Annotated in this window: 15 protein-coding genes; 11 read left to right on the top strand and 4 right to left on the bottom strand. The window is 47.3% G+C overall.

The window, feature by feature from the left end; genetic code table 11:
* Nucleotides 1-278 precede the first annotated feature (278 nt).
* From metX to ACO0KW_RS10150, 4 genes are all read left to right on the top strand, one after another.
* On the top strand, nucleotides 279-1,406 hold the full coding sequence (metX, locus tag ACO0KW_RS10165; protein ID WP_423052963.1) for a homoserine O-succinyltransferase MetX: 1,128 nt from the start codon (nucleotides 279-281) through the stop codon (nucleotides 1,404-1,406).
* On the top strand, nucleotides 1,403-2,008 hold the full coding sequence (gene metW, locus ACO0KW_RS10160; protein WP_423052962.1) for a methionine biosynthesis protein MetW: 606 nt from the start codon (nucleotides 1,403-1,405) through the stop codon (nucleotides 2,006-2,008). The genes metX and metW overlap by 4 nt, the downstream gene beginning before the upstream one ends.
* 3 nt (nucleotides 2,009-2,011) lie before the next feature.
* Nucleotides 2,012-3,301: an AmpG family muropeptide MFS transporter gene (locus ACO0KW_RS10155; RefSeq protein ID WP_423052961.1), complete on the top strand. Its 1,290-nt coding sequence runs from the start codon at nucleotides 2,012-2,014 to the stop codon at nucleotides 3,299-3,301.
* 103 nt (nucleotides 3,302-3,404) lie between these two features.
* Entirely contained in the window at nucleotides 3,405-4,301 is an 897-nt protein-coding gene (locus tag ACO0KW_RS10150; RefSeq protein WP_423052960.1) for a M48 family metallopeptidase, read from the top strand.
* A 98-nt stretch (nucleotides 4,302-4,399) separates the two neighbouring features.
* On the opposite strand, the gene ACO0KW_RS10145 is transcribed toward ACO0KW_RS10150, so the two are convergent.
* Nucleotides 4,400-5,170 carry an exodeoxyribonuclease III gene (locus ACO0KW_RS10145; protein WP_423052959.1) on the bottom strand — a complete coding sequence of 257 codons (771 nt, stop codon included), beginning with the start codon at nucleotides 5,168-5,170 and terminating at the stop codon, nucleotides 4,400-4,402.
* Nucleotides 5,171-5,320: 150 nt separating this feature from the next.
* Here ACO0KW_RS10145 and ACO0KW_RS10140 point away from each other — a divergent pair, with 150 nt between their 5' ends.
* The 7 genes from ACO0KW_RS10140 (at nucleotide 5,321) to ACO0KW_RS10110 (ending at nucleotide 14,038) form a co-directional block, all read left to right on the top strand.
* Entirely contained in the window at nucleotides 5,321-5,704 is a 384-nt protein-coding gene (locus tag ACO0KW_RS10140; protein WP_423052958.1) for a hypothetical protein, read from the top strand.
* Between the two features lies 1 nt (nucleotide 5,705).
* Nucleotides 5,706-8,702 (top strand): glycosyltransferase, encoded by a 2,997-nt coding sequence (locus tag ACO0KW_RS10135; protein WP_423052957.1) that lies wholly within the window; start codon nucleotides 5,706-5,708, stop codon nucleotides 8,700-8,702.
* 69 nt (nucleotides 8,703-8,771) lie between these two features.
* Entirely contained in the window at nucleotides 8,772-9,440 is a 669-nt protein-coding gene (gene pyrE, locus ACO0KW_RS10130; RefSeq protein ID WP_423052956.1) for an orotate phosphoribosyltransferase, read from the top strand.
* A gap of 203 nt (nucleotides 9,441-9,643) precedes the next feature.
* Entirely contained in the window at nucleotides 9,644-10,681 is a 1,038-nt protein-coding gene (gene gmd / locus ACO0KW_RS10125; RefSeq protein WP_423052955.1) for a GDP-mannose 4,6-dehydratase, read from the top strand.
* The gene (locus tag ACO0KW_RS10120; protein WP_423052954.1) at nucleotides 10,665-11,645 is read left to right on the top strand and encodes a GDP-mannose 4,6-dehydratase; all 981 of its coding nucleotides are present in this window, start codon (nucleotides 10,665-10,667) and stop codon (nucleotides 11,643-11,645) included. The genes gmd and ACO0KW_RS10120 overlap by 17 nt, the downstream gene beginning before the upstream one ends.
* Nucleotides 11,642-12,874 carry a glycosyltransferase family 4 protein gene (locus tag ACO0KW_RS10115; protein WP_423052953.1) on the top strand — a complete coding sequence of 411 codons (1,233 nt, stop codon included), beginning with the start codon at nucleotides 11,642-11,644 and terminating at the stop codon, nucleotides 12,872-12,874. Before ACO0KW_RS10120 ends, ACO0KW_RS10115 begins: the two co-directional genes overlap by 4 nt.
* Before the next feature lie 51 nt (nucleotides 12,875-12,925).
* A complete protein-coding gene (locus ACO0KW_RS10110; RefSeq protein WP_423052952.1) occupies nucleotides 12,926-14,038 on the top strand; it encodes a glycosyltransferase family 4 protein in 1,113 nt (370 codons plus the stop codon).
* 47 nt (nucleotides 14,039-14,085) lie between these two features.
* Here the strand turns inward: ACO0KW_RS10110 and ACO0KW_RS10105 are convergent, their stop codons facing one another.
* Genes ACO0KW_RS10105 through ACO0KW_RS10095 form a run of 3 tightly spaced genes read right to left on the bottom strand, consistent with a single transcriptional unit; the run spans nucleotide 14,086 to nucleotide 17,651 of the window.
* Nucleotides 14,086-15,348, bottom strand: a complete 1,263-nt coding sequence (locus ACO0KW_RS10105; protein WP_423052951.1) for an ABC transporter ATP-binding protein — start codon at nucleotides 15,346-15,348, stop codon at nucleotides 14,086-14,088.
* Nucleotides 15,345-16,139: an ABC transporter permease gene (locus tag ACO0KW_RS10100; protein WP_423052950.1), complete on the bottom strand. Its 795-nt coding sequence runs from the start codon at nucleotides 16,137-16,139 to the stop codon at nucleotides 15,345-15,347. Before ACO0KW_RS10100 ends, ACO0KW_RS10105 begins: the two co-directional genes overlap by 4 nt.
* A gap of 60 nt (nucleotides 16,140-16,199) precedes the next feature.
* Entirely contained in the window at nucleotides 16,200-17,651 is a 1,452-nt protein-coding gene (locus ACO0KW_RS10095; protein WP_423052949.1) for a mannose-1-phosphate guanylyltransferase/mannose-6-phosphate isomerase, read from the bottom strand.
* Nucleotides 17,652-17,747: the final 96 nt, after the last annotated feature.

The raw sequence follows: 17,747 nt of genomic DNA, 5'->3' as shown, positions 1-17,747 counted from the left end.
CAATTCGGTCAATATGGATTGAAATTATTTAAAAAGCATCGAAAATCCGGGCAAATTTGACGCTAAGCCCAGACTTCGCTATTCTTCGCACATTGCGCCGATTTGAAATCAGCTTGCGGGCGCAGTTTAAATGTCTGAAAAAGAGATTTGAACAAATAAATACGGCTAAAGCGAGCTTGAATGCCGCAGTACCTCTCTCCTCATTCAGCCCCTCTTTTAGCCCCTTTTTAAATTTGTTTTTTTAAAAATGAGACCTCCATAGTCTCAAGGGAAAATCTATGTCATCCGTTGGAATCGTCACGCCACAAGCGTATCGCTTCAGTGATCCTTTACTTTTGCAAAGCGGTGCCAGTATCGTCGACTACACCTTAATGGTCGAAACTTACGGCACCTTGAACGCCGATAAGTCGAACGCCGTACTTGTCTGTCATGCCTTAAATGCCTCGCATCATGTCGCCGGTTATTATGCTGATCAACCAAAAAACATTGGCTGGTGGGATAACATGGTCGGCCCAGGTAAGCCGCTAGACACGAACAAATTCTTTGTCATCGGTATTAATAACTTGGGTTCTTGTTTCGGTTCGACCGGCCCTATGCATATCAATCCTGCTACCGGTAAGCAGTACGGTGCAGATTTTCCGGTCGTTACGGTGGAAGATTGGGTACGTGCTCAGGCGCGGGTGGCTGATGAAATGGGCATCACCCAATTTGCTGCAGTGATGGGCGGCTCGCTCGGTGGCATGCAAGCCTTGGCGTGGAGCATTTTATTCCCTGAACGATTGCGTCATTGTGTGGTGATTGCATCCACACCTAAACTCTCAACGCAAAATATTGCGTTCAATGATGTGGCGCGGCAGGCGATTTTGACTGATCCTGATTTTCACGGGGGGGATTTTTATGCACACAAAGTTGTGCCTAGAAATGGTCTGCGCGTGGCGCGCATGATCGGTCACATCACCTATCTTTCGAATGACGATATGGCAGAAAAATTCGGGCGTGAACTGAAAACCGCGGACTACCAATTTGGCTATGGTGTGGAATTTGAAATCGAATCCTATCTGCGCTATCAAGGCGATAAGTTCTCAGATTACTTCGATGCGAATACTTATTTGCTGATTACCAAGGCGCTCGATTATTTTGATCCGGCGCGTGAGCATGGCGGCGACTTAAGTAAAGCCTTGGCCGGTACGAAAGCACAATTCTTACTCGCTTCGTTTACGACTGACTGGCGTTTCTCACCAGAGCGTAGCCGCGAAATCGTCAAAGCCCTGGTCGATAACAAACGCACCGTCAGCTACGCTGAAATCGACGCCCCGCACGGACACGATGCCTTCCTCTTGGAGGATTCCCGGTATCTCAATTTTGTCGCGGCCTATTACAATCGCATCGCGCAGGAGTTCGCATGAACGTTCAAGAATTAAAACGGCATCGTCCCGATCTCGCTTTTATTGCAGATTGGATTAAGCCTGAATCACACGTACTGGATGTTGGTTGCGGCGATGGCGTCATGCTTGACTATCTGCGCACCGATAAACAATGTAGTGGCTATGGTATCGAGATTGCCGATGACAAAGTATTGGAATGCGCAAAGCGCGGTATCAATGTCATCCAACAAGATATGGAAAATGGCCTGAGCATGTTTGGCGAACATGCGTTCGATACGGTCTTATGCTTATCCTCGTTGCAAATGATGAAGCATGTAGAGCCGCTCTTGCGTGACATCGCCCGTGTCGGTAATGAGGCCATCGTATCTTTCCCTAACTTCGGTTACTGGCCGCATCGCACTGCTTTATTGCAAGGAAAAATGCCGGTGTCAAAGTCACTGCCGTTTGAATGGTACGACACCCCTAACGTGCGGTGCGCGACGATTTATGATTTTGCTGACTTAGCGGATGACGTTGGTTTACAAGTGATGGAATGCGTCGCGTTGCATGAGGGAAAACAGATACACTGGCTGCCTAATTTGCGTGGTAGTCTTGCGGTTTTCCGCCTCAAGAAGAGAATTTAAGATATGAGCGATCAAGATCAGAAGCCCGAACAGAAACAGACGGCACTCGCCGTGAATAAGTGGCAGACCTATTTCAATAAACGTATGTTGATTTTGGTCTTTCTCGGTTTCAGTTCAGGCCTGCCGTTGTTCATTCTGATCAATCTAGTCCAAGCGTGGCTGGCGAAGTCCGGTATCGATATCAAGAAATTGGGTTTGTTCACCTTGGTGATGTTTCCCTATCCATGGAAATTTATCTGGTCGCCTTTGATGGATCGATTTAGTTTCGGCTCACTTGGGCGACGCCGTGGTTGGATGGCATTTACCCAAGTCGCCTTGTTCTTGTGTGTCGGCGCTATGGGCATGCTTGATCCCATCTCCCAGTTTGCATGGGTGATCCCGCTGGCAATTGCGGTTGCATTTTTCTCGGCAAGTCAGGATATTGTGATCGATGCATTTAGTCGTGAAATTCTTGACGATAATGAGCAGGGTTTAGGTGCGGCAGTTAAAGTGAATGCGTATAAAGTCGCCGGTCTTGTGCCGGGTGCTTTGTCACTGATTTTGGCGGATTTAATTTCTTGGACGTGGGTATTCTGGATCACTGCAACCTTCATGCTACCCGGTCTGTTTTGTACATTGCTGGTGCAAGAACCTAAGACCTATGGCGAACCGCCAAAAACTTTGGAAGATGCGGTTGTGCTGCCTTTTCGTGAGTTTGTCACGCGCTCGGGTTGGTTGAACGCCTTTTGGATTTTGGCTTTCATCTTTTTGTATCGTCTTGGCGATACGATGGCGGCAACGCTGGCGACCAAGTTTTTCCTCGACTTGGGATTTCAACTTACACAAATCGGTACGATTGCTAAGCTGACTTTGTTCTGGGGCAGTATCGCTGGCGGTGTGGTCGGTGGTGTCTGGATGATCAAATTAGGCATTAATCGTGCTCTCTGGATCTTTGGCGTACCACAAGCCTTGAGTATTTTAGGTTTCGCTATTCTGGCGCAGATGGGACCAGATCCCTTGATGCTGGGCATTGTGCTGGCATCGGAAGCCTTTGGTGTTGGCTTGGGCACGGCCGCTTTTGTTGCCTATATTGCGCGCACCACCGACCCCCGCTATACGGCAACGCAGTTCGCCCTCTTCACTAGCTTGGCAGCGGTGCCACGTACCTTTACGACTGCGTTGATTGGTTATATTGTGGCAAGTACCGGATGGTTTAATTTCTTCCTGATTTGCTTTGCCTTGGCGATTCCTGGCATGTTGTTGTTATTTAAAGTCGCACCTTGGAATGGTGATCAGAAAACATTGTCAAACTGATCATCGTTGTAGCTATGCATAATTAACATTCGTTTGCCTTGGCGCTTAAGTTAAAACGAACCTCTTCTGTTACCATCTCTGCGATAGAAATGGAGATTCCCTCATGATGAAAAAATCGTTATTAGCCTTTGCCATTAGTTCGGCCTGTTGGATTCCAGCCTTGGCTTCAGCACAAGAGCATGAACCGCAAGACGGTGTCAAAGTCGGCAAAATGTCGATGATGCGCAAGCTCGGTAACCTCGGCGGAAATTTAGATCAGCAAGCTGCCACGCAGTACATGCAGACGATGAAGGACGCAGAGCAAAAGCGCGCTTTGGCACCGGACAATCACCCACAGGTCATTCGCTTGCGTGCCATCGCAAAAAAACTGATCCCTTTTGCACTGCCATGGAATGACCGCGCCGCAGAATGGAAATGGGAAGTGAATTTGTTAGGCTCGACGCAGATCAATGCTTACTGTATGCCTGGCGGTAAGATCGCTTTTTATACGGGCATACTCGATACTTTAAAACTGACTGACGATGAAGTCGCGATCGTGATGGGGCATGAAATCGCGCACGCCTTGCGCGAGCATGGCGCTGAGCGTGCTGGTAAGTCTCTCGCCACCAATATTTTGGTCAAAGGTGCAGCGCTGTTTGCTGAATACAAAGGCTATAACGGTCAGGCTGTCGCTGGTATCGGTGGTGCTGGTGCGAATTTGGCGATGTTGAAATTTTCGCGCGATGATGAAACGGAGGCAGATATAGTCGGCCTCGATATCGCCGCCCGTGCTGGCTATGACCCACGCGCCGGCATCGCCCTCTGGCAGAAAATGGGCATCGTGAATAAGAAAGCACCACCAAAGTGGCTATCGACGCATCCTGCTGGTACAGACAGGATTAACGAAATCCGCAAGCATTTCCCGGAAGTGATGCCTTTGTACGCGAAAGCGAAAGAGGTAGATTTGTCGACCTTGCCGCCGTACCGCAGCAATGTGAAGGGCGTTCCTGAGGTGAGATAAGCAGACGCAATGCGAACATGAAAAAAGCTTGATAGAGAATTCCTCCATCAAGCTTTTTTCTTATCGCGTGCAGCAAATTATCCGATCATGCACAATATTCAGTAAGTAATAATCAAAGGCGAATGATCGCTAAAGCGTTGCTCTTTATAAATCGCAGCCGATTTTGCTTTGGCCGCGATACCTGGTGTCGCGACGTGGTAATCAATGCGCCACCCCACATTATTCGCCCAGGCCTGACCGCGATTACTCCACCAAGTGTAAGCTTCACCGGTAGTCTCCGGATGCAGGCGGCGATAGACATCGACCCACCCCATTTCTTCAAATAAATGCGTCATCCATGCGCGTTCTTCTGGTAAAAAGCCGGAATTTTTCTGGTTGCTCTTCCAATTTTTTAAATCAATCTCTTTGTGTGCAATATTCCAATCGCCGCAAATCACCAACTCTCTGCCGGCATTGATTAAGTCTTTTAAATGGGGTGCAAATTCTTGCATAAAACGAAATTTCGCTTCTTGCCGTTCGGGGGATGACGAGCCGGACGGGCAGTACACCGAAATCACCGACAAGTCGCCAAAATCGCAGCGGACATAGCGTCCTTCGGCATCAAATTCTGCGCTACCGAAGCCAATGTGGACGGCATCTGGTTTCTGCTTGCTATACACGCCAGCTCCCGAATAGCCTTTCTTTTCGGCATAGTGGAAATGGCCATGGTAGCCATGTGGTTGCAAGAAGTCTTCCGTCATATCATCAGCTTGCGCTTTCAATTCCTGCACGCACAGGAAATCCGGCATTTCTAGCTTCATCCAGTCGAAAAAACCCTTTTTTGCGGCGGAACGTATGCCATTCAGATTGGCGGAGATGATTTTTGTCATGATTTGTAGGGGAAATGTCCGTAATTGTCTAAATGCCAGAATTATAGAGGGAGAATAGCAGATACTTTCAGACAAAGTCATACGGATCAAGCCAAAGAAAATCAGCATGGATGGTTTATACTAGCGCACTTCTTCAAATCTTGTCGAAATATGAACGAAAAGCAATTACGTGCCGAATTGGAAGCTGTGTACGGAAGTATCTCTTGGCGTATTACAGCCCCGCTTCGCTACTTTTCAGCTTTTGTGAAACGCTATATTTTGCGTCCACTGTCGCCCAAAGTCTGGTTGCGTGCATTCGTCGCGTTTGTTCTGCGCAGGCCGTCACTGGTGGCATTCTTAAAAAGTGCTTTGACGTATGTCCCTTGGGCAAAGTCTTGGGCGCAGCGTTTGTTTCGAAAAGGAATGCCGGCGGTGCAACAGACGCCTTTGCCACCTACCGTTGAATTGCATGCAGAAAGTCAATTGCCCGCTATATCGGCGGCTTCATCGTTGATTTACCGAGAATTGCAAGCCGCGATTCAGGAACAGGTTTGAAATGCGTTTGCTAATTGATCTTCAGGCATGCCAGTCGTCCGGAAGTAAAACACGAGGTATCGGTCGATACTCCATGGCCTTGGCAAAAGCCATGGTCAGGCAAGGCGCTGAGCATGATATTCACTTATTGCTCAATGCCGCGTTTCCAGTGGCAGTACAAGAAATCCGTGAAATATTCGCCGAACTTCTACCGATCGAAAATATTCATCTGTGGCATGGATTGACGCCTTCGTCTGAATTAGAGGCACAGAATAGTTGGCGACTGCGCGCTAATGAATTTATCCGTGAGCAGGCAATTCGCGAACTTGCACCCGATATCGTTCATATCAGTAGCCTGTTTGAAGGCTTGAGCGATGACGCGGTGACCAGCGTTGCCAGTACGGACAAGCAAGCGGCACCGGTCGCGATCACGCTATACGATTTGATTCCACTCATTAATGCGCGCCCTTATCTTGAAAATGAGCAAGTTCGTGCCTGGTATTATCGTAAAGTGCAGGCATTAAAACGCGCGGACTTATTATTAGCAATTTCTGAATCCTCCCGACAAGAAGGTTTGGATTATTTGTACTTGCCCGAGTCCCGTGTGGTGAATATTTCTTCCGCCGTGGATGAACGATTTTACGTTGCAGAATGGCCCGCCTCTGCATTGCAGGAATTGAAGCTGCGCTATGGTTTGACCCATCGTTTTGTGATGTACACCGGCGGGATAGATTTACGTAAGAATATCGAAGGTTTGATTGAAGCCTACGCGAATTTGTCGTCAGACATTCGCGCTCAGCTGCAGTTGGCAATCGTGTGCAGTGTGCATGAAAATGACCGCATTCGTTTGCAAAAATTAGCCAAGACTTTCGGCCTGGAAGACGATGAATTGGTGATGACGGGCTTTGTCCCGGACGATGACCTTCCCAAGCTTTATCACGCCTGCGAGTTATTCGTTTTTCCATCTTGGCATGAAGGTTTTGGACTGCCCGCATTAGAGGCAATGGCCTGCGGTGCGCCCGTGATTGCGGCTAATACCAGTAGTTTGCCAGAGGTAGTCGGGTGCGATGAAGCGCTGTTTGATCCGCGCGATATCGCGAAGATGACGGCGAAGATGGAAGAAGTGTTACTTGATCAAAAAATGCGTCAAAGATTAGTGATGCATGGCGTTGAGCAAGCTAAGAAATTCTCATGGGATGCTTCGGCACGTCGTGCTTTGATAGCTTTAACGGCGTTGGTTGAGAGTCGAAAAAGCGATACATTAAATTCGGTTGCAAGCGTCGCACAATACCGACCTAAGTTAGCCTATTTTTCACCGGTACCACCAGCACAGTCAGGCATTGCAGACTATAGCGCTGAATTGTTACCGGAGTTGGCGGCGCACTACGATATTGACATCATCGCAGATCAGACTCAGATTGCTGATCATTGGATTGCGGCCAATTTCCCGATACGCGACTTGAATTGGTTCGAGCAGCACGCGAAGAGATTTGATCGCATTTTGTATAACTTCGGGAACTCCATGTTCCATGAATACATGCTCGATGCGATGGAACAATTTCCTGGCATCGTCGTTCTTCATGACTTTTATCACAGCGGCCTAATTTCTCATTTGGATCTGACTGGTAAGAGGAGGGGCATTTGGGATACCGCGCTGTTCCAAGCCCATGGATATTCAGCGGTGAATAATAAAATGCGCACCGACGATTTGAATCAAATTATTTGGGAATATCCCTGCAATCAATTGGTTCTCGATCGCGCGCACGGCATTATTGTTCATTCCGGGTATTCAAAAACACTCGCACAGAAATGGTATGGCGCCCACGCTGCGGATGCGTGGCATTTGATTCAGCATCTTCGCGTTTTGCCACAAAAAATTGACCGCCAACAAGCGCGCAAAAATCTGGGATTGCAAGAAGAAGATTTCTTGATTTGTTCGTTTGGCATTCTAGGCCCGACCAAGTTAAATCATATCTTGTTACAAGCGTGGCTTGATTCAGTTTGCGCATCCGATGCCCACTGTCATCTCGTGTTTGTTGGCAGAAATGATGGTGGCGAGTATGGCGTTGAATTGCTAGAAACGATACAAAAATCTGCCGCTGCTGATCGTATCAAAATTACGGGTTTTGCGGATGTTGATCTGTTCAGAACCTATCTGCAAGCAGCGGATATGGCTGTCCAATTACGTGGTCTATCACGCGGGGAAACCTCCGGTACCGTACTTGATTGTCTGGCTTATGGGCTTCCCACGATCATTAATAAAAATGGTTCTATGGCCGAGTTACCGGATGAGCCTTTGATCAAATTGGAAGAGCAACCAGATGCGGTGCAATTACGTGTGCATATAGAAAGACTCAGAGCACAAGCCACCGAACGTGTTGAATATGGTACAAAAGCACGTGAATATATTGCGGCCAAACATGCGCCAAATCAAATTGCTGAAGAATACCGCACCGCGATTGAAGGCTTTTATCGGACAAGTGAGTCCGTTCAATTACGTCAAACAATCACTAAGTTAGCCCAGCTTGATGATCCGTTTACCCAACAAGATTTGATGCGGGCAGCGACGTGCATGCAAAGAAATCGAGTGTCGCATCATCGCCCAAGATTACTTATCAATTGTGGTAATTTCTATCCAAGGGTTGACGATGAGCTTGACGATGAAATTTTGCAAAACTGCTTGCGCGCATTATTGAATGTTGTGCCGGTTCATATCCAAGTTGTGCCGATGGTGTTTGCGGATGGTTGTACACGATTGGCAGCGAGAAGCTTTGAGCGCATCCTTGGCATCCATTCTTATATTGGCGCGCAATTCGATCTCGAACCCATCGATCTGACAACGCAAGACAAGGTACTTTCAATGATCCGCGCGGGTGATGATTTGGGTGTCTCAGATGATCTGCTTTTGCATCTATCATGGCTTGGAATTGTGCATCGTGCTGTAAGAATTGTAGACCCGGCCGGTATGGATGTCGATGGCTCTGAATTCTTAAAAAATATAGCGGAAATTTGGCGCTGAGCGATGTCAGTATCTACTTAGTACGACCGTCGCATAGTATTGAAGTCTTTGAATTTTGAAAGTTAAAAAATGAGTACAAATCTGAAACAAGAATTTATTCAATTCGCCGTTGATGCACAAGTTATTCGTTTCGGTGAGTTCATCACCAAAGCGGGCAGAACATCACCGTATTTCTTTAATGCTGGCTTGTTCAATGATGGTGCCAATCTCGGCAAAATCGCCAACTACTATGCACAGACTTTGCTCGATTCTGGTGTTGAGTTCGATATGTTGTTTGGGCCTGCCTACAAAGGCATCACTCTCGCTTCAGCAACTGCAGTCGCATTAGCCGCGAAAGGCCGCAATGTACCGTTTGCTTACAATCGTAAAGAAGCGAAAGATCATGGCGAGGGCGGCACCATTGTTGGCGCAAAGTTGCAGGGTAAAATTGTGATTGTCGACGACGTGATTTCTGCAGGTACATCGGTGCGAGAATCCGTCGAATTGATTCGTGCAGCGGGCGCGATGCCTGCAGCTGTCTTGATTGCACTTGATCGTATGGAACGTGCTGGCAAAGACGATGATTTGTCCCCGCACTCAGCCGTGCAGGAAGTTAGTCGCCTGTATGGCATCCCAGTAATCGCTATCGCTAACTTGAATGATTTGTTTGAATGCTTGTCGAGTGCGACCGCCGATGCCTCTTTATCCCAGTACAAAGAGGCTGTAGGTGCGTATCGACAAAAGTACGGCGCAATTTAATATAAATAAAATTAGTATAATTTGAATTGTTGACAGCATTTGCTTACAAATAAATGACAAAAAATTACTATTGGACATACTAAGTGAAGGTATACTGCGAAAATGTGATGTCCATCACAGAATAAGTAGGCGCAACGTGGAAATATTCGTTATAGCGCTAAAATTAGTTAAAAATTAATATTCGCTCAGGCGAAAGGTTTTGCATGAACAAGAAAGCATTAGTCACTGGTATTACTGGACAAGACGGCGCCTATTTGGCCCAACTTCTGTTGGAGAAGGGGTATATCGTCTATGGCACATATCGCCGTACCAGTTCCGTGAACTTTTGGCGTATCGAAGAATTAGGAATCCAAAATCATCCGCAACTGCATTTGGTGGAATACGATTTGACTGACTTGTCTTCCAGTGTACGTTTGATACAGTCAACTGGTGTAAGCGAGGTTTATAACCTAGCTGCACAGAGTTTTGTTGGTGTTTCGTTTGAACAGCCTGTGACGACGACGGAAATCACAGGTTTGGGTGCACTCAATTTATTGGAAGCAATTCGCGTCGTTAATCCTAAGATTCGTTTTTATCAGGCGTCCACTTCCGAAATGTTCGGTAAGGTTCAAGCTGTGCCACAGGTAGAAAGTACGCCGTTTTATCCACGCAGTCCGTATGGCGTTGCCAAGTTGTATGCCCATTGGATGACTATCAATTATCGTGAGTCTTATGGCATTTTTGCCTGCAGTGGTATCTTATTCAACCACGAATCTCCTTTGCGCGGACGAGAGTTTGTCACACGCAAAATTACTGATTCAGTCGCTAAAATCAAACTGGGTAAGCTTGATTGTCTGGAGCTGGGCAATATGGATGCTAAGCGTGACTGGGGCTTCGCGAAAGAATACGTAGAAGGTATGTGGCGCATGCTACAAGCCGATGAGCCAGATACTTTTGTGTTGGCGACTAATCGCACTGAAACCGTGCGGGATTTCGTGACAATGGCGTTTAAGGCGGCGGAAATTCAATTGGAATGGGAAGGCAGTGCAGAAAATGAAATCGCACGCTGTTCCGTGACGAAGAAAATACTTGTGAAAGTTAATCCTAAGTTTTATCGCCCCGCTGAAGTGGAACTGTTGATTGGTAATCCGCAAAAAGCAAAAGATGTATTGGGTTGGGAACCAAAAACCACTCTAGAACAACTGTGCCAGATGATGGTGGCAGCAGATATACAGAGAAATACGCATGGACACTCATTCTAAACATGCGCGACCACGCGCGCTGATTACGGGCTTACGCGGTTTTACCGGTGAGTATCTGGCGCGTGAATTGCGTGCATGTGGATATGATATTTTCGGCACCGCCTACGGAAATGAAGCCTTGGGTCAGGGTGTTTATTACGTTGATCTTTGCGATCCTGTGGCTATGCAAGAGGTCGTCAACCAGGTGCAACCCGATATTGTTGCTCACTTGGCGGCGATTTCGTTTGTAGGGCATGGCAATGTTGAAGATATATACCGTATCAATGTCGTCGGCACCCGCAATTTATTGGCTGCTTTGAGTAATTTGCCGACACCACCACGTTCGGTGTTGGTCGCCAGTAGTGCAAATATCTATGGGAATTCAACTGCCGGTGTGATCGCAGAGACCGAAGCGGCTCACCCTGCAAACGATTATGCAGTAAGTAAGTTGGCGATGGAGCATGTTGCCCGCTTGTGGATGGATAAGCTGCCGATTTTTATTACGCGCCCATTCAACTATACGGGCATTGGTCAAGCAGACAATTTCCTATTGCCCAAAATTATCAGCCATTTCAAACGTAAAGCGACGCAGATTGAATTAGGTAATCTGGATGTTGCCCGCGATTTTTCTGACGTGCGCAATGTCGCGAAGGCCTATTGCGAATTACTATTGAAAGCACCAGCTGGGCAGACTTTTAATATTTGCACAGGTAAAGCTTACACCTTACGCGAAGTCATTCAATTGGTAGAAGAACTTGCCGGTTATTCTATTCAAGTCCAGGTGAACCCCGCATTTGTGCGGACGAATGAAGTGCGGATTCTTGTTGGTAATCCCGATAAACTACGTAGTTGTATCGGTGAATTGCCGACGATTGAATTGCGACAGACTTTGCAATGGATGTTGTACGAACAAGCCTTGGTGCATACGCCTGTGAATTTCCCCTCAGTTCAATTACGACCTGTGGTGATCGAGGCCGCGGCTTGAAGATCATCCTCTCAATAGAGGCGATTCACGCACCACTCGCAGGAATTGGACGTTATGCTTGGGAATTGGCCACCCGCGCCCCCGCCCACCCTGCAGTTGAGTCCATGCGTTTTATGTCTGATGGGCGTTGGGCAAACTTACCTGAAATTGAGCCAGTTGGCAGTTCCAGTACAAGTACAGAACAGAATCAATCATTGGCGCACACTTCCGCCGTTGTCCTTAATTACAAAGGCAGAATGCGGCAACGTTTGGAAAATATTCCTACGCAATTGCGCCGCAATTTCGGACAGATTCCGCTGGTCTCGCGCCTGTATGGCAAATTGATGCCAGGTTTGGTCGCTGGACAATTAAAGAAAGTCAAAGAGGGTATTTTTCACGGCCCCAATTATTTCGTCCCGCCCACGCATCTGCCAACGGTTCTAACGATTCATGATTTATCGATTTATCGTTATCCGCAATGGCATCCGAAGGCACGGGTTGATCGCATGTTGGCAACGATTCCTGAGTCAATCCAGCGTGCCAATTTAATTTTGACTGATTCAGACGCGATACGGCGCGAATTGATCGCGCAATTTAATTTATCCGAACAGCGGGTTAAGACGGTTCTGTTGGGCGTGGATCAGATCTATTTCCCACGCTCCGTTCAGGAATTGCAACCTGTATTGGACAAGTTTGGATTACAAGCAAACGGATATTCATTGTTTGTATCGACGATAGAGCCTCGCAAAAACTTACAAAATTTGATCGCTGCCTATCGCGCATTACCCCCAGCGGTGAAACAGCGCTGGCCTTTAGTGTTGGCAGGTGGACGGGGCTGGGAAAGTGAAGCCATTCATGCCGATATGCTGCAAGGCGAAGCAGAAGGATGGTTGAAATACCTTGGCTTCATCGAGCAATCTGCACTGCCGTATTTATATGCTGGCTGTCGCTTGTTTACCTATCCTTCCTGGTATGAAGGATTTGGTTTGCCGATTGCCGAAGCGATGGCGAGTGGTGTCCCCGTGTTGACAGCGAACACATCCTCGATGCCCGAGGTTGCTGCCGGTGCCGCCATGTTGGTAGATCCGGCAGATCATGACGATATTCGTACCGCCTTGATGCGTGGATTAGAGGATGAAGTATGGCGTTTGCAAGCGATCTCACGCGGATTACAGCGTGCTAAAGAATTGAGCTGGGATGCTTGTGTGAATAATACAGTAGCGGCTTATCAAACCGTTTCTCAGCATTGATACTGATTTTTCCTCGATCTTTGCTGAGAGTTGTCATAGAAATAGTCAAGAATGAAAATACTTCATTTTTATCGCACCTACTATCCCGATAGTTTTGGTGGTGTAGAGCAAGTCATACGGCAGATGGTGACGGGTTCTGCACGTTTGGGTATTCAAGCTGAAGTGTTAACCCTGACACGTGAAAAACAAAACATGGAATTAGAGTTTGAAGGACACACAGTGCATCGTGTTCCTTTGAACATCGAAATTGCTTCAACCGGATTTTCATGGTCGGCATTTTCCCGACTGAAACAACTGGCCAAGACGGCTGATATTGTCCACTACCACTTCCCTTGGCCTTTTATGGATATGGCCCATTTTGCCTGCCAGATCAAGAAGCCCAGCGTCGTCACTTATCACTCCGATATTGTGCGTCAAAAGTATTTGTTTAAGTTGTATCAGCCACTGCAAAACCGGTTCTTAAATAGTGTCGACAAAATAGTTGCCACTTCCCCTAATTACTTGGCGACCAGCGCAACCTTGGCGCGCTATCGGGCAAAAACAGAAGTGATTACTTATGGCCTAGATGCAGCGATTTATCCTACGCCATCGAATCAATTGCTAGGTGAATGGCGAGCACGTTTTCCTGCACCGTTTTTCCTGTTTGTCGGCATGCTGCGCTATTACAAAGGCTTGCATGTTTTACTCGATGCAGTCGCTGGTACGCAGATCCCTGTGGTGATTTTGGGCGACGGTCCGGTGGAAGCAGAGTTGAAGCGGCAAGCGCAGAGTCTGGGTTTGCAGAATGTGCATTTCCTTGGTGCTTTGCCAGAAGAAGATAAAGTCGCTTTGATGCAGCTCTGCTATGGGTTGGCATTTCCGTCGCACCTTCGCTCTGAGGCATTTGGAATTACTTTGTTAGAAGCGGCTATGTATGGAAAACCAATGATTTCTTGCGAAATCGGTACGGGTACTTCGTATGTAAATGTGCACGAAAAAACAGGACTAGTCGTCCCTGCCAGCGATCCACTCGCGTTTCGACAAGCGATGCAATACTTGCTGGCGAACCCAGAGCGAGCGCAGCAAATGGGTAAGCAAGCGGCGCAGCGTTATGCAGAGTGTTTTACAGCTGAGCGTATGGCACGCAATTATCAGACGCTTTATCAACAAGTACTGAAGAAGTGAAAGTAAATTCGCGAACCGAAATCAGTCATAGAAACGATGGCTAATGGCTAACTTGGTTCCGATTTTTTCTGTACATTCACAATGAATTTGGTGTCAAACCAATGACTGCCAATAAAGATGTCTTTGTCGACGTTGATGACATCAAACACCAATAAATTGTCTGACCATTCAAAGTTTTGATCCAAGTGTGATTCGCCACGAGTCAGCGCGGTTGTGACTGAGTAAGAACCTGCACCAAGATTGCATTCAAACGGCAGAACAAAACGCAAGCCGTCACCCGCTTGCAGATTCGTTTGCAATTGACCTGTATGCCAAGTATTGCTTCCCCAAATAACGCTGCCTTGCTTGTCGCGTAACATTATCCCTAAGACTAACTCAGGAATGGCGCCCAGTACGTCGACTTCGCAGACTAATTCAACTGCTTGACCAACTTGCGCAGCGGCCACTTCGGCGCCAGTTTTTTGATCCTTCAACTGCAAGCGTTTGACGACGGCTGTGCCAGAACCAGAGCGTGTTTTCAACCATCCTTGTGCATCACGATTTTGTTCAATCGCGAGCTTGGCATTTTCTTTTTGTGCAATGAGAGCATTATAAAAATCGACAACCTCATCTGGCGCGCCCTGTTTGAGCATGCGTCCCTGGTCGATTAAAACAACGTGGTCGCACAGTGAGCGCACATCGCCCATGCCGTGCGTTACTAAAATAATGGACGTGCCTTGTGCTTTAAATTGACGGATGCGATCAAAACTTTTATGTTGAAAATAGCTATCGCCCACCGACAAGATCTCATCGACAATCAGAATATCTGGACGCACTGCAGTAGCCACCGCAAACGCCAAACGCGCCTGCATACCGCTAGAATACACACGCAAAGCTTGGTCGAAAAAATCGCCGATCTCGGCAAAGGCTTCGATTTCCGGCATTAATCGATTGAGTTCCTGATTGCTCAGTCCCATCAATCCACCCGCCATGTACGCGTTTTGACGGCCAGTAAATTCGGGATTAAATCCTAATCCTAATTCCAGCATGGCGCTGATACGTCCATTCACCGTAATGCTGCCTTGGGTCGGGCGTACTGTGCCAGTAATCATTTTCAGTAAGGTACTTTTGCCAGCGCCATTCTGGCCGATGATGGCAATCGCCTGGCCAGCTTGTACTTGGAAACTGATGTCCTTGTTCGCCCAATATTCATAGGCAGGTTGAACGTTCAAACCCATCCAGTTGAGCAGGCGCGAAAAATTTCCATGGTATTTGGCATAGCATTTACCTACGCCGTCAATGTTCAATACGCTGTGATTTGTCTGACTCATAATGCATCCACCAAATCAGCACTAGCGCGACGGAAAATCCAAAACGCGAAGAGAAATAATCCTGCACCAATCGCAAAGGGCGTCAGTAGATTTTCCCAGGCGGGAAATCTTCCATATAGCAAAGCGTCCTGATAAATTTTTACCAGGCTAGACATGGGATTAATTCCTAAAATAAAACTGAATCGTTTGGGCAAACTGTCTGCTGTATAAACCACCGGCGTTAACCAAAACCATAATTGCATGACGATGGTCATGACTTGACCGACGTCGCGTGAGAAGACATTCAATAAACCCAGCAATATGCCAAGTCCAAATGCGAATAAGACGATTAAGAGCATACCGACGGGGAGCGTCAGCCATGCCAGATTCGGGGGGTGTCCCAGACACAGGAACACGAATAGAATCGCTAACAGTAACAGACAGTGATTGAGTAATGCACTACCACCGACAATCAATGGTAAGCAGATGCGCGGGAAGGCAATTTTCTTTAAGGTATTGGCATAATCAATAAACACTGTACTGCAACGTGTGACGATTTCCGCGAATAATCCCCACGCTGCAGTGCCTGCCATCAGATACACGGCATAAGCGGATTTACTATCGACGTGGGGCAGTTTGGCCGCCAGTACTTCTGATAATACGATCGCAAATATCGTCGCCTGCGCGAGTGGGTTTAAAATCATCCACAGCGCGCCTAATTTGCTACGTGCAAAGCGACCACGAAATTCGGCCTTGATGGACGAGAGCATAAAATGCCGGAACGCCCAGATAGAAGCTAATAGCGCTTTCAATTAACTGCTCGCAATTCTAGAAATGTGATGAGTGTCAGGATGAAACAAACCGGCCAAACCTTATTCAACACGTCCATAAATATCGCCAAAACGAACGATGTCATCTTCACCAAGATAAGTGCCCGATTGTACTTCGACCACTTCCAGATCGATCGTGCCGATATTTTCTAATCTGTGTTTAACGCCGAGTGGGATATACGTAGATTGGTTTGCGTTCAAGTGCAAGATGTCATCACCACGGGTGACACGTGCCGTACCGGAAACCACAATCCAATGCTCTGCGCGATAATGATGCAGCTGCATCGACAAGCTGCCACCAGGCTTAACGACAATACGTTTTACTTGAAAGTGTTCACCGCTATCGACGGAATCATAATGACCCCACGGACGATAAACTTTTCGATGATTATCGGTCTGCAGATAATTATTATCTTTCAAGCGAGTAATGATGCGCTTGATATTGCAGGTATTTTGTTTGTTCGTGACTAAGACTGCATCGGGTGTTTCGACCACGATCACATCTTCCAATCCTAAACATGCCACTAGTCGGCTATCAGAAATCACCAGACAATCTTTGGAGTCTTCCATGATGACATCGCCGCGTGCCGAATTACCTTGCGCATCTTTGTCTGATACTTGCCAGACTGCATCCCAAGCACCAACGTCAGACCAGCCAGCATCGAACGGCACAACGCAGCCGCGGATGCCGAGCTCTGGTGTGTTGGCGAGTTTTTCCATCACCGCGTAATCGATAGAATCTGAGGGGCATTCAGCAAAAGCAGTTTTGTCGATTCGTACAAAATCACAATCCACTTTGGCTTCCCGGATGGATTTTTCGCAGGCCTGATACATAGCCAAATTAAAATGTTGAATCGCTTTGAGCCAGACGCTTGCACGCATCATAAAGATGCCGCTATTCCAGACATAATCACCACTTGCCACATATTGTTGTGCGACTTCATGCGACGGTTTTTCGACGAAATTTTTCAATGCGACCGGTGCGCCACCGTTAATCGATTCACCAATTTCTATGTAGCCGTAACCAGTTTCAGGCCGGGTTGGTACGATACCAAAGGTCACCATTGCACCTTGTAGTGCTTGTGGCAAACCATTGGCTACTACTGCATGAAATTTTTCTTCATCCGCGATCACATGATCAGCGGGCATGATCAACAGCACGCTGTCTTGATCTTCAGCGCAGGCGTTCAATGCAGCGAGGGTCACAGCAGGAGCAGTATTTCTTCCGAAAGGTTCCAAAATCAAGGCACAATTTTGGTAATCAATTTCACGTAATTGTTCGGCTGTGATAAACCGATATTCTTCGTTGCAGACAACGATCAGTTTGGGGCTGACTTCAATTTCACCCTGAAATTTCCTGACGCGTTGCGCGGTCGCTTGTAACATCGTTTCATTGTTAAAAAGCGAAAGTAATTGCTTTGGATGTTTTTCGCGTGACAGAGGCCACAAGCGAGTGCCGGAACCGCCCGACAAAATTACCGGTTGAAGTAACATGCTCTTCCTTCAGATTTGAATCTTATTGATATTTACTGATGTGATGAATTTTTTTGCTGGCGCCTGCTGCGCTTTAGGTCGGACTAGCTGTGCGAA

Source organism: Undibacterium sp. Ji22W (assembly GCF_049340305.1).
Lineage (GTDB): Bacteria > Pseudomonadota > Gammaproteobacteria > Burkholderiales > Burkholderiaceae_D > Undibacterium.
This window is presented reverse-complemented; position numbering and strand designations above follow the sequence as displayed.